The following is a 12998-nucleotide window of genomic DNA, read 5'->3' as shown; positions in this document are numbered from 1 at the left end:
AAGCCCACATAAAAGCCTCATGGCACGCCGCAGGACGACCGGCGGAAAAGCCCTTGATGCCGAAATTTGTCGGACCCAAGGCGACTATAATGACAGGCGGGACAAAATTGTGGAAAGCGGCAGCAAAACATGCCGCCACTCCACCCGCCGCCTTTGCGGCAGGCCACCGTAAAACACTTTTGCGAAGGCGTAAGGAGCGCGTTTTCAGGAGGTTATGGTGGAAACTCACCAACGGGTGTAAGCTCGGCTTTTGGATCTGAAGGGAGGGATGATCCGATGCCGCAAACCATTACCCAGACCGTCACGGACTATGTGCACGCCATGGCCTATGCCGATGAGAGCCTGATGCGTGACGTTTTCGATCCGCGCGCCAGCATTGTCGGCACCTTCGAAGGGGAGACCGAATGGCTGTCCCTGGAGGACTTCGTTGACCAGATGCGAAAAAACGAACGCGGCCTGCCGGATCACGACCCCACATTCGAAATCATGGGCATCGACAAGGAGGGCGACAGCGCTTCGGTGAAGCTGACGACAAGTTTCGATGGCATGGATTTTTACGAATATCTGTCCCTGCTGGAACACGACGGCAACTGGTCGATCGTGCACAAGCTCTACCACATCAAGAGGTAGGTGCGGTCCGGAAAAGCAACGAAAGTGCGGATGGGGGCAGGTTCAAGCTATTGAAAATACTGGTGCCCCCGACAAGGTTCGAACTCGTGACCCCCTGATTACAAATCAGGTGCTCTACCAACTGAGCTACAAGGGCAATCCAGTGCCTTGCCAACTATCAGATTCTGACTTGGTGTAAAGCAAAAACTGATGACACTGCATCAGCGAATAGCTTCTCCACATCACCTGCGCTCGTCGTCCCCTTGACTATCATCGCGGCAAAGGCCCGGAAAATAAGCGAAGTATTTACGCAGCGGCGGTAAGATGGCGATGAAACATAACCATTGCAGCGAGAACGACGCCTCAGATGCGCGCGAGCATACAGAAAATACAGCTGACAGGCACGATCGTCATCGCCGCGAGTTCAATACTGCTGGCCACTCTGGCCGCAGTGCCAAGTGTCGCCAATTATCTGCGTTACCGCACCAATGCTGCCCAGCTCACCCGTTTCGAAACTGCACTTCAGTCCGCATGGCTGATTTCGGCCGAGCGCGGCCCTGCAAACAATCTGATGGGCGCATCCGCCCCCGATCCGAAGCTGGTGGAAGGGCTTGCGGCTGCACGCAAGGCGACGGATGACAAGCTGTCGGAACTTGAAGTTTCCTTCACCGAGGAAATCAAGGCCCAGCCTGAATTTGCCAAATCACTCGCCGAAACCCGCCAGAAACTGGCGCAATCCCGTGAAGCCGTGGATCGGGTTGCCGCACTGCCCCCTGCCACACGCAGCCAAAGCGCCATGTCCAGCGCGATTTTATCGATGTTCAAGGCGGCTGACAGCGTCAACCTGCTGCGCGGCAAGGTGGCACGCGCCGTCATCAAGGTCACGCCTGAAGTGGCGATCGATATCACCATGACCGGCACCGCCGGCGTGATGCGCGACAGGATCGGGCGGCTCGGCTCTTATGTGGTGATGAGCCTGCGGGCAAACAGGCAGGAAAAGCTGGGATATCGTGCCAGGTTTGACAATGAGATGCAGAGCCTGCTGTCGCTGAAAGCGTCGCTGATCAACTACACCGCCGCCTATCTGTCGACGCCGCAACTGGACAAGGCGTTTCAGGACATGGAGACCTATTATTTCGGTCAGGCGCTGCGTTATGCGCAGAATACCATCGTGATAACCATGCCCTCCGCCCAGCCGAGCATTCTTGAATTCTCCAGGAACTATATTGCCGGCATGCGCTCGTCCGATACGCTGCGCGACCTCATTCTCGCCGAAACCCGGGCAAGACTCGAAAAAAGGAAGAACGAGGCTCTGGTCTTTGGTGCAGCATCCCTTCTTCTGGCCGCCTTCGCGGTTCTGGTTCTGCTGCGGCTTACTTCCGTCTATAGAACGGCGCTGTTCCAGCCTATGCAATCCGTCCGGGCGCAGATCGCCGCGATCGCCGCCGGAGACCTTTCCGAAGCCCGGTGTGAAGACAGGGTTGCTCCGGAAGTGAAGAAGATGTTCGAGGAACTTGATTTCCTGCGTGAGCAGCTTCGCCAGAAGGGCGAAATGGAAAACCAGCAGCGCGCGCTGGCCGAGCAGCTTCGCACGCTCTCTGAAACCGATGCCTTGACAGGTGTCTTCAATCGCCGTGCGCTGGAAAGGGCCGTCCGCGCCATATTGAGCGGCGAGGAACAATATCAGTCGCTCGGCGTGATGATTGTCGATATCGACCACTTCAAATCGATCAACGATCGTTATGGCCACGCCATGGGCGACCTCGCGCTGCAAAAGACGGCGGGGCTTTTGCGCAGCGCGTTGCGCAAGAACGATATTCTGGCCCGTTACGGCGGTGAGGAATTCGTCGTCGTGCTGCAGGATGTCAGCCACGCGACCGCGACGGCAACCGCCGACCGCCTTCGCCGTCTGATCGAAGCGCAGATGATCGATGAGCAAAGCGGCCTGTCGCTGACGGCAAGCTTTGGCGTGGTGTGGCAGGAAGCGCGGGCGATAAACAGCTGGGACGAGTTGATCGCAATCGCCGACGACCGGCTTTATGAAGCCAAGCGTGCCGGCCGCAACCGCGTCTGGGCCACCTATTTCCCAAAGGTCGCCAACGGATAGCTGCTGGCATGGATTGGCAAGCTGCCGGCGGCTGGAGCATTTCCAGTCAGAACGGAAATCGTTTCTTACGTCGAAAAATGCGGAAATTCTCTAGATCAGGTCCAGCGTCATCACGACAGGGCAATGGTCGGAAGCCTTGGGGCGATCCCAGCCGGTGCGCGGATAACGCTCCACCTCCTGCCCCGGCGGAAAGATGGTGCGATACGGCTGGCCCGCCCGGATGATTTCAGGAGCCCTTGTCGCGTTGATTTCAGCCAGACGTGGTGAAAGCCAGATATAATCCAGCTGGCACAGATGCTGCTCCTGCGGCCCGCGAGAATGATAAAGCGTCCAGCGATCCATGACATCGCGGCGCATCATCGGATTGGTAACGAAATCATCGGCGGTGAAGACATCGAGCGCGCTCCTCGCCTCCTCGACAGGCGTGAAACTATAGCCATTGCGCCGGTCGCCGGAAATCGCCACCCGCTCCTGATAGTCGTTCATATCGCCACAGATGGCGAAATTCTTGTTGCGCGTATTGCCGACGCCCCAGCGGTTTTCGATGATACGGCGCACGGCCATGGCTTCCGCCTCGCGGATCGGCATGGTGGCAAGCCGCGCATCGACCGGATCGCGGGAATTGGTCATGGATTTGAAATGTGTGACGTAAAGCGTCAGCGGCTTGCCGCCGATCCGGAGGTCGATTTCCAGGCAATCCCGTTTGAAAATCTTGTCATCGATCTGGTTGGTGGCCGAAAGCGTCGGATTGAAGAGATCGAGATTGCGATAGGTCAGCGCCGCATGGCTCTTGATGTCGACCACCTCGATCTTGTCACCATCACGGGTCTGCTCGCGCATGACGACAGCGACGTCGATGCCGCGGCTGTCATTGCCCTCGACCAGATATTTCTGCAGGTAGCCATTACCGACCATGCGGTAAAGATAACCATATTCGAAGGCCTGCAGTGCGGCCATGTTATCGACCTCCTGCAGGCAGAGAATGTCGGCATCCGCATCCGCTATGGCGAGCGCCGAAAGCTGGCGGGTATCGTCGGTGGAGGAGACTGTCCGTGCGCTTTCCAGCGCCTGATAGGTCGCCTCGTCCCTGATATCGAACAGCTGGATCGCCCTGTCGCGCCGCGTCTGGTTGCGAAAGCCGGTGAAATCAAAACGGGTGAGAAGATTTTCGATATTGAAGGTGGCAAGCCGAAGCGACATGGTTCATTCCTATTGCTGGAAGGAAAGCTTAACCGCTCCGGCCCTGTCTCGCCAATAGTCTAAAGCCGCCACGCCGCCCTGATGGCAACCGGCAGCCGATCACCAATGGCAACCGCTTCCCGCGAATACGCCCTGAGCGCCTGCCCATCCGGCAGGTCGAGACGGAGAGCATAACGCTCGCCCTCGTAAAGGACCGAGGTGACGGTGCAGCTGACACCCTCCGCGTCCCGCACCACATCCTGCGGCCGCACGAGAATATCCGCCTGCGGCAAGTGCCTGCCACTCTCCATCGCCGCCCGAAGCGCCGTCCAGTCAAGATCGCGCGAAACCCCTTCCGTTACCGGCAGGGTCAGGATCGCCCCCTGCCCCACCAGCGAACCGACAAGCCTACCTTCCGGCCGCGCATAAAGCTCTGCCGGTGCCGCCACCTGCAAGAGCTTGCCCTGCGACATGACGGCGACATCGGTCGCCAGCGCCATGGCCTCGGCCTGATCATGGGTGACATAGATCATCGTCGCGCCGGAGCGGATGTGGAATTCGCGAAACGTCTCCTCCATTTCCTGGCGCAGATGCCGATCGAGATTGGCGAGCGGCTCGTCGAGCAGCACCACGTCAGGCTCGGTAACGAGGCAGCGGGCAAGCGCCACACGCTGCCGCTGGCCGCCGGACAACTCGGCGGGGCGACGATCCGCAAAGCTCTCGAGGCGGACGGCGGCAAGCGCCTGACGCACCTTCTCGCGATATTTCTCACCGGAAATGCCGCGTACCTTCAAGGGATAGCCGGCATTGTCGGCAACCGACATATGCGGCCACAAGGCATAGGACTGGAACACCATCGCCATGTTGCGCCGCTCCGGCGGCACCATGCTGCCGCCATCGGCTAGCACGCGTTCACCAAGCAGGATGGAGCCATCGGTCGGCTGTTCGAAACCGGCAATCATCCGCAGCACCGTCGTCTTGCCGCAGCCGGAAGGGCCGAGCAAGGCGAGAAAGCCGCCATCGCGCACGGTAAGCGACACGTCGTCGACGGCAGGCTTCGATCCGGCTGCGAAATTTTTCGACAGGCGGTTGAGGATCAGTTTCGCCAAGGAACCACTCCTTTCGGCAGATAGCGCCCCAGAATTTCGAGCAGCAACATGAGGAAAATCACCATGATGACGACCAGCACCGAAAGCGCGGACGCAAGATCGAAGCTGCCGCTATCATCGAGATTGTAGATGAGCACACCGAGCGTCTGCGTGCCGGCCGACCACAGGAGCGCCGAGACCGTCAGCTCGTTACAGGCGATCAGGAAAACAAGAATGACCGAAGCGCCCGCCGCCGGGCCGACCAGCGGCAGAATGATATCCGTGAGCCGTCGCCAGAAGCCTGCACCGGACAGCCGAGCGGCCTCTTCCAGCGACGGATCGAATTGCAGGAAGGCGCTGACCATGGGTTTCAGGCTGACAGCAAAGAAGGAGGAGAAATAGGCGAGCAGGATGATCCAGATCGTGCCGTAAAGCGTGATGCCCAACAACGGAATGGGGGCCGCAAAAAGCAGCACGAAGGACACCGAGATGACCACGCCCGGCAATGCATAGGGGATATCCACCAGGGCCGACAGCAGGAACATGAAGCGGCTCTTGCCGCGCACCAGGAAATAGGCGGTCAGCACAGTTACCGCCAGCAGGCAGAGCGATGTGGCGGTTGCCAGAAACAGCGAATTGCGGAAGGCGGTACGGGTGACGCTCTGGCGGTAGAGCAGTTCCTCATAGGCATGCAGCGTCGCGGTCTTGAGGCTGAGCGGCACGCCATAGGCAGGCGCGAGCGAACTCGCCACCAGTGCCGCAAGCGGCGCAACCAGCATGAAGAACAGCACCAACCACAGGGCACATTCTGCCGGCACCCGCCAGCGCGCCAGCCCGAAGGTCGCGGCCTTGCCGGAAAGGCCGATGATGCGATAGTCCCTGCCCTTCATCGCCCGTTCCTGAAGCGCCAGCCCGGCGACCGAGATGATGGCGATCATGGTGGAGAGAATGGCGATATCGCCGAAGGTGCTGGTGCCGAAACTGGCGAAACGGCTGTAGATCAGCGTCGGCAGGGTAAAGATCGACCCCGGTATGCCGAGGATTGCCGGAATGCCGAAATTGCCGACATTGGACACGAAGGAAATCGCCGCCCCGGCGATCAGCCCCGGCGTGGAAAGTGGCAGGATAATATCGAACAGCACACGGCGCGGCGAAGCGCCCGAAAGCTTGGCGGCCTCGATGCCATCCTGCGGCAGCGCAAGCAGACCGGCGCGCAGCGACAGATAAACAAGCGGTGCATGCTGCACGCCGAGCAGCAGCGCGATGCCCGCAATCGAATAAAGCGGCTGCGGCGATCCCATCGGCGGCGCAAGGCCGATGGCCTTTAACAGCGTACTCGACGGGCCGGTCATGCCGATCCACGACAACGCCGTCACCTGCGGCGGGATCATCATAGGCAGCATGAACAGAAAGCTTAAGATCGACTTGCCGCGAATGTCGCAAAGCGTCAGCGAAAGCGCAAAGGCGCCGCCAATCGCCAGCGAGATCACCATGCCGAAAAACGAGGTGGAGAGCGTGTTTAGCGCCGCATCCCAAAGGGCTGGATCAGCGAGAAGCCGCCATATGTCACCATTGAGTGATGAAATGATGCCGGTATAGGCCAGCCGGCCGAGCGGCAGGGCGCTGAGGGCAAAAACGACACTCACCACAAAAGGAAACAGCCAGCGCGGCTGGCTGCTTCCATAGGCACTTGAACGGGACATGCCGCTATATCAGCCCTTGGAGCCGAAAATATCGGAGAAGGTCTTCAGGTCCTGCTCTGAGTTCTTCAGCGCATCAGCAGCGCTGAGCGGCAGAACCTTGATCTTGTCGCGGGCCGGGAAACCTTCCGGCATGCCGGCATCGGCACGAACAGGAATGTAGCCAAGCTTGACGAAGCCCTGCTGGCCTTTTTCCGAAAGCACGTAGTCAACGAACTTCTTGGCGGCTTCCTCGTGCTTGGTGCCCTTGATGATCGCGACCGGCTCAGTGACGGCCGAAACACCCTCTTCCGGGAAAACGAACTCGACTGGCGCGCCCTTGGCCTTTTCGCGGATCGGCATGTAATCGACGACCACGCCGTAAGCCTTTTCGCCCGAAGCAACAGACTTCAGAACCGCACCGTTGCCGCCGCCGGCAATGGCTTCATTGGCCTTCAGCTGCTTGTAATAGTCCCAGCCGAGACCATCGGCAGCAGCAAGCGTCTGCGCATGGATCAGCGCCGCACCCGAGGTCAGCGGGCTCGGCATGGTCACGAGACCCTTGGCTTCAGCCTTGGCCAGATCCTTCCAGCTCGTCGGCTTCATCGCGGCAGCGGTATTGTACATGATGCCTGTCGTGATGAGCTTGGTGGAGTAATAGAAGCCGTCCGCGTCATAGAGCGAGGCGTCGATGTTCTTGGCTTCGGCAGACTTGTGGGCGAGAAGCTGGCCGGCCTGCTTCATGCGCTCGAGCGTCACGGTGTCGGCGATCAACAGCACGTCGGCAACCGGATTGCCAGCGCTGATCTCAGCCATCAGCTTGGCCATGATCTTCGGCGTTCCGTCACGCACCCATTCAACTTCAAGACCGGGATTGGCGGCCTTGAAACCATCAACGGTCGCCTGCGCGTCCTCGTTCGGCTGGCTGGTATAGAGCACCAGATCGGCGGCATTGGCAGCGGTGGCGATGAAGCCGAGCGATACGATGGCGGTGAAAGCGGAAAGCAGCGTTTTCATGGGTCCAGTCCCTGTTGTTTGGTGGGACCGCTTAAACATGATTGCATAACATGTATGTGACAGGCAAGATTTTTGGGGTGGGTTCTCTTGGGGCCGTCGTGATCGAGAGGAACAATGTTCCCTGGTAATCGCGGCTTACCCCCCTCTGCCCTGCCGGGCATCTCCCCCACAAGGGGGGAGATCGGCAAGAGGCTCTCTCACAACTTCATTCTCAAACGATGAGATGGGCGATACCTCGCCACGGGTCGATCTCCCCCCTTGTGGGGGAGATGCCCGGCAGGACAGAGGGGGGTAACGCCACAACCTCCATCGCTGCCGAATACCGCGCAACCCTCAAATCGCCGGCAGCACTTCGCCCGTTTCCGCCTGCGCCGTCGTAATCAACCGGCCAAGCCGCTTCATACCCTCTTCAATCATCGCCTCGTTGGCGCAGGAGAAGCTGATGCGCAGCGTGTTCGTGCCCGAACCATCCGCAAAGAATGCACGGCCGGGAACGAAGGCGACCTTTTCCGTGGCGATGGATTTTGCCAGCAGGGCGGCGCCATCCATGCCTTCCGGCAAGGTGACCCAGATGAACATGCCACCTTCCGGCTTCGTCCAGTGCGTGCCCTTCGGCATGTACCTGTCGAGTGCGGCCAGCATCGCATTACGGCGGGCGCTATAGGCGGCCTTGATCTTGGCCACCTGCTTGTCGAAACCGCGCGAGGCGACACGTTCGATGGCGATCTGGTTGATGGTCGAGGAATGCAGGTCAGCGGCCTGCTTCATCAGCACCAGCTTGCGGATAACAGGTGCGGAAGCGACGATGTAACCGACGCGAAGGCCCGGTGCGAGTGTCTTGGAGAAGCTGCCGCAATAGATGGTGCGGGTGTTCTCGATGCCACCGCAACGGGCAATGTCGAGCGCCATGATCGGCGGAACCGCCTCGCCATCGTAACGCAGCGACTGATAGGCGGCGTCTTCGATGACGGCAATGTCGAGCTCGTCGGCCAGCGCCAGAACCTTTTCACGGCCGGCCAGATCGACGGTCTCGCCGGTCGGATTGGAAAAATCGGCCGAGAGATAGGCGAACTTCACCGCACCGCCATGCTTGGCGGCGGTCTCGCGATAGGCCTCGGGCGTGCGGTTGCCGCCGGGATTGAGCTGGTCGTAATTCGGCTCATAGGCGTTGAAGGCGGAAAGCGCGCCGAGATAGGTCGGCCAGGTGACCAGCGCCGTATCCTTCGGCGACAGGAACAGCTTGCCGAGATAATCGAGACCCTGCTGCGAGCCGGAAACGATGAAGACATTATCGGCGGTGCAGTCGATGCCGATATCGGCCATCTCACCCGCCAGCCATTCGCGCAGCGGTTTGTAACCCTCGCTCACCGAATATTGCAGCGCTGCATTGACCTGCGCGCCTGAAAAAATTTCGGCATAAGCCTGCTGAAATTCCTCTGCGGGGAAAAGAGCCGGGTCCGGAATACCGCCGGCAAAGGAGATGATATCGGGCTGTTCGAGCAGCTTCAGCAGCTCACGGATTTCAGACGCTTTCATGCGCGAAGAGCGCGTGGCGAAAATTTGTTCCCAATCTAGCATGGGTACGTTTCCTCTTGTGTCGTTTTTATGCGTGCATCTTTACAGAAATGTCGATATGTCAGCAATACTGACTTATCAGTTTTTCGAATTATTTCTGCCTCCCTGCACATTGCCCGCAGCCGGCCCTCCCTGAGGCCCGTTTTTGCGGACAAAGCCAAATACACCCTCCCGCAAAGCTTCACAATCTCACCTTTGCGATTGACGCGGCAAGCTTTTCCGGCTGGATTGCGGCCAAGCGCCGTGATGCGGCGAAAGCAGCCATGGGAGTGAGACGACATGCTGAAAAATATCGATCCGGCGCTGAACGCCGATGTGCTGCACGCGCTGCGCGCCATGGGGCACGGCGATACGCTGGTGATCTCCGATACCAATTTCCCGTCCGATTCGGTCGCCCGCCACACGACGGTCGGCAAGGTGCTGCATATCGACAACGTCTCTGCCGCGCGCGCCGTGCAGGCAATTCTGTCGGTACTGCCGCTCGACACACCGCTGCAACCCTCCGTCGGCCGCATGGAGGTGATGGGCGCTCCCGATCAGCTGGAGCCGGTACAGGTCGAAGTGCAGGCGGAAATCGACGCGGCGGAAGGAAAAACCGCCCCGATGTATGGCATCGAGCGTTTCGCTTTTTACGAAAAAGCCAAACAGGCCTATTGCGTCATTACGACTGGCGAAACGCGGTTTTACGGCTGCTTCCTGCTGACGAAGGGGGTCATCCCTCCATATGCCGGGCAGAGCGATGGCAAAAAATAAAGTACCGAAGGTAGACAGAGATCTTTGCAAGCATGCGTACGCTGATGCCGTTGAGGCCATCAGCCGTTTAGCATCATATGCAACATCTCGAAGTTTGAAGATTTTAGACCACGGCGAATATTACAGCGTCGCGGAAAATTTATGCAGAAAAGACTTACTGATTTTATGCATATCCGCAAGACGATTTGCTGAGATCACCCAAACCGTCCCAATCCTAAAATCGAAAAACGTCCGCATATCAGGAGAGCCATCAGCTAACAGTGGCAAAGGCCGCGTAGACAGCGCTTGGAATATAATAGGAAACGTTATTCACGGAAACGAAATCACTGTATTTAAGGATTTCGGAACCATGGAGTACGTTGCCGGACGCATTGATCTGAATAAATGGCTCGATATAAAAGAAGAAATCGATGCCGCCATATCAATAAAATCGGATAAATTCGATAGGAAATATTTTGCTCTGACTGACCTTCTGGTCGCGATCAACACTTATATTGAAAGCGTTTCAGACAGTGTAGAGGGCATATTTCTGGGGTCCGCGTATGAATTATAAAAGGCCGGAGCTTTCGCCCCGGCCTCCATATCTTCCACCAAACAATGAAGCTTAGTTGACAGCCTTGTCGACCAGCTTGTTCTTGCCGATCCAGGGCATCATGCCGCGCAGCTTGGCGCCGACTTCTTCGATCTGGTGAGAGTCGTTGTTGCGGCGGATGCCCTTGAAGCGAGCGCCGCCGGCCTTCCATTCCTGCATCCACTCGGTGGTGAACTTGCCGGTCTGGATGTCGTGCAGAACGCGCTTCATTTCTGCCTTGGTGTCGGCGGTGATGATGCGCGGACCGGTGACGTATTCGCCCCACTCGGCCGTGTTGGAGATCGAGTAGTTCATGTTGGCGATGCCGCCTTCATAGATCAGGTCGACGATCAGCTTCACTTCATGCAGGCACTCGAAATAGGCCATCTCAGGCGCATAACCGCCTTCGACCAGCGTTTCGAAACCAGCGCGGATGAGCTCGACGAGACCGCCGCACAGAACGACCTGTTCGCCGAAGAGGTCGGTTTCGCACTCTTCCTTGAAGTTGGTTTCGATGATGCCCGAACGGCCGCCGCCAACGCCGCAGGCGTAGGAGAGAGCGAGTTCAAGAGCGTTGCCCGAAGCGTTCTGGTGAACGGCAACGAGGCAGGGAACGCCGCCGCCCTTCTGGTATTCGCCGCGAACCGTGTGGCCGGGGCCCTTCGGTGCAATCATGACGACGTCGAGCGATGCCTTCGGCTCGATGAGGCCGAAGTGAACGTTGAGGCCGTGTGCGAAGGCAATCGCTGCGCCATCACGGATGTTACCGGCAATGTCGGCCTTGTAGATGTCGGCCTGTAATTCGTCAGGCGTCGCCATCATCAGCAGGTCGCCCCACTTGGCGGCTTCGGCAACGGTCATGACCTTGAAGCCGTCGGCTTCTGCCTTCTTGACGGTCGGCGAACCGGCCTTCAGGGCGATGACGACGTTCTTGGCGCCGGAATCCTTAAGGTTCAGCGCATGGGCGCGGCCCTGGGAGCCGTAACCAACGATGACGACATTCTTCGCCTTGATGAGATTGAGATCGGCATCACGATCATAATAAACGCGCATTTTATGGTCCTTCCCTAATGCTTGTCTCTCAGTTGTCTGAACCGGAATCTCAGGCGGGTTTGCCGCTGAGTTCCGAATGTACCTTTTCCGTCCCGTAGAGCGTCAGAAAGGCGACGACCGCCTTCTTTGCCCGGGCGGAAAAATCCTTGTCCGGCGCCTCGCCCAGCAGCATGCGCACATGCAGATCCGAAACGATGAGACCGTAAAAACTGCGATACGCCTCTTCAGCGTCATCGAAACGCAGGTAGCCGGAACGGCGACCCGCCTCGATCAGTCCACGGGCGCGGCGGTCGATCTGGCGACGGCCGCGCTCGAGCAACAGATCGCCGAGCTTGGAACCATCGCGGCTCGCCTGGCCGATGGCCAGACGGTTGAGCGCCAGCGACACATCACCCGCCAGAACATCCAGCAGATCATGCGCGAAAACCTCGAGATGATCGGCAAGCTGCAGCGCGGAAACGCGGTCGCCTGCCTTTTCGAAGGTGCGGACCTTGCTCTGCTGGAATGTAATCATCGCGGCCAGCAGGCCGTCCCGGTCACCGAACCACTTGTAGAGGCTTTCCTTGGAACAGTTGGCGGCGCGCGCCAGCCCGGATGTAGTGAGCGCTTTCTCGCCGCCCTCGACCAATAGACGCAATGCCTGGTCCAGAACGGCGTTCTGACGCGGCGAAAATTCCTGCGCTGTGATCGGGTCGGAAGCCAAGTCTTTTCCACTCCAGGGGCTCGATTAATGTACCGTACGGTACGGTTCGAGCGCCATTTAAGCGGAGGCTGCTTCCCGGTCAAGCGGATTCTTCGGAGGAGGACGAGAATTGACGCGCTGCGGCATCGCCATGCGCCGCAGCATGAAGCGTGGCAGGCGCCGGCATTCAGTTCTCGATGTCGAACCGGCTTCTCGCCTTGCGTATCGCATCGTGATTATCGAGCGCCCATTGAATGACGACTTTAAGCGGCGCGTAGAGCGATGCGCCGAGCGGGGTGATGCTGTATTCCACGCTTGGCGGCTTCGTCGGAAAGACCTGCCGGTGAATATAGCCTTCGCGCTGCAAATCCCGCAGTGTCTGCGTCAGCATGCGTTGGGAAATATCCGGCACCATGCGCCGCAGCTCGCCGAAACGGTAGGGGTTCGATGCTATCGCCCCCAGCAGCAAAGTGGACCATTTGCCGCCGATCTGGCTCATGACGTCCCGCACGGGACAATCGGCAACACTGGTGGCGGAAAACAACAGCCCGAAGGCCTCGTCCAGCCTGTTTTCCTGCCTCGCGGGTTCGACAACATCCATAAGCATGGTTCCCTTTTGGTAACGATCCGCACAGAACCTGCCTTCTTTACAGCCTTTCGGCAATTCCTATTTTAGTGCTGCTCT

General features: G+C 58.8%; 12 protein-coding genes and 1 tRNA gene. 4 read left to right on the top strand and 9 right to left on the bottom strand.

Annotation, left to right across the window (positions count from 1 at the left end):
• Window positions 1–276: 276 nt before the first annotated feature.
• Window positions 277–630 (top strand): nuclear transport factor 2 family protein, encoded by a 354-nt coding sequence (locus tag M0412_RS02830; RefSeq protein WP_269703017.1) that lies wholly within the window; start codon window positions 277–279, stop codon window positions 628–630.
• 60 nt (window positions 631–690) lie between these two features.
• On the opposite strand, the gene M0412_RS02825 is transcribed toward M0412_RS02830, so the two are convergent.
• Window positions 691–766, bottom strand: a tRNA-Thr gene (locus tag M0412_RS02825).
• A gap of 210 nt (window positions 767–976) precedes the next feature.
• Here M0412_RS02825 and M0412_RS02820 point away from each other — a divergent pair.
• Window positions 977–2716, top strand: coding sequence for a GGDEF domain-containing protein (locus M0412_RS02820; protein WP_269703019.1), 1740 nt, complete (start codon window positions 977–979; stop codon window positions 2714–2716).
• Window positions 2717–2806: 90 nt separating this feature from the next.
• On the opposite strand, the gene M0412_RS02815 is transcribed toward M0412_RS02820, so the two are convergent.
• From M0412_RS02815 to M0412_RS02795, 5 genes are all read right to left on the bottom strand, one after another.
• Window positions 2807–3916 (bottom strand): endonuclease/exonuclease/phosphatase family protein, encoded by a 1110-nt coding sequence (locus tag M0412_RS02815; protein WP_269703021.1) that lies wholly within the window; start codon window positions 3914–3916, stop codon window positions 2807–2809.
• Window positions 3917–3975: 59 nt separating this feature from the next.
• A complete protein-coding gene (locus M0412_RS02810; protein ID WP_269703022.1) occupies window positions 3976–5004 on the bottom strand; it encodes an ABC transporter ATP-binding protein in 1029 nt (342 codons plus the stop codon).
• On the bottom strand, window positions 4992–6686 hold the full coding sequence (locus M0412_RS02805) for an iron ABC transporter permease (protein WP_142840204.1): 1695 nt from the start codon (window positions 6684–6686) through the stop codon (window positions 4992–4994). Before M0412_RS02805 ends, M0412_RS02810 begins: the two co-directional genes overlap by 13 nt.
• A 9-nt stretch (window positions 6687–6695) precedes the next feature.
• On the bottom strand, window positions 6696–7679 hold the full coding sequence (locus M0412_RS02800) for an ABC transporter substrate-binding protein (RefSeq protein WP_149900249.1): 984 nt from the start codon (window positions 7677–7679) through the stop codon (window positions 6696–6698).
• 333 nt (window positions 7680–8012) lie between these two features.
• Window positions 8013–9257 (bottom strand): PLP-dependent aminotransferase family protein, encoded by a 1245-nt coding sequence (locus M0412_RS02795; RefSeq protein WP_269703027.1) that lies wholly within the window; start codon window positions 9255–9257, stop codon window positions 8013–8015.
• Between the two features lie 276 nt (window positions 9258–9533).
• On the opposite strand from M0412_RS02795, the gene M0412_RS02790 reads away from it, so the two are divergent.
• Together M0412_RS02790 and M0412_RS02785 are read left to right on the top strand one after the other, a co-directional pair.
• Complete coding sequence (locus tag M0412_RS02790) at window positions 9534–10007, top strand: RbsD/FucU family protein (protein ID WP_269703029.1); 474 nt, start codon at window positions 9534–9536, stop codon at window positions 10005–10007.
• Window positions 9994–10560 (top strand): hypothetical protein, encoded by a 567-nt coding sequence (locus M0412_RS02785; RefSeq protein WP_269703031.1) that lies wholly within the window; start codon window positions 9994–9996, stop codon window positions 10558–10560. The genes M0412_RS02790 and M0412_RS02785 overlap by 14 nt, the downstream gene beginning before the upstream one ends.
• A 51-nt stretch (window positions 10561–10611) precedes the next feature.
• On the opposite strand, the gene ilvC is transcribed toward M0412_RS02785, so the two are convergent.
• The 3 genes from ilvC to M0412_RS02770 all read right to left on the bottom strand — a co-directional run bounded on the left by ilvC (window position 10612) and on the right by M0412_RS02770 (window position 12914).
• Window positions 10612–11631 (bottom strand): ketol-acid reductoisomerase, encoded by a 1020-nt coding sequence (gene ilvC, locus M0412_RS02780; RefSeq protein WP_142840209.1) that lies wholly within the window; start codon window positions 11629–11631, stop codon window positions 10612–10614.
• A 49-nt stretch (window positions 11632–11680) separates the two neighbouring features.
• The gene (locus tag M0412_RS02775; protein WP_269703033.1) at window positions 11681–12334 is read right to left on the bottom strand and encodes a TetR/AcrR family transcriptional regulator; all 654 of its coding nucleotides are present in this window, start codon (window positions 12332–12334) and stop codon (window positions 11681–11683) included.
• Between the two features lie 166 nt (window positions 12335–12500).
• The gene (locus tag M0412_RS02770) at window positions 12501–12914 is read right to left on the bottom strand and encodes a helix-turn-helix domain-containing protein (RefSeq protein ID WP_269703035.1); all 414 of its coding nucleotides are present in this window, start codon (window positions 12912–12914) and stop codon (window positions 12501–12503) included.
• Between the last annotated feature and the right edge of the window lie 84 nt (window positions 12915–12998).

The organism is Agrobacterium sp. O3.4 (genome assembly GCF_041414895.1).
GTDB lineage: Bacteria > Pseudomonadota > Alphaproteobacteria > Rhizobiales > Rhizobiaceae > Agrobacterium > Agrobacterium cucumeris.
Note: the sequence above shows the minus strand (reverse complement) of the source record. Positions and strands in the feature narration are given on the sequence as shown.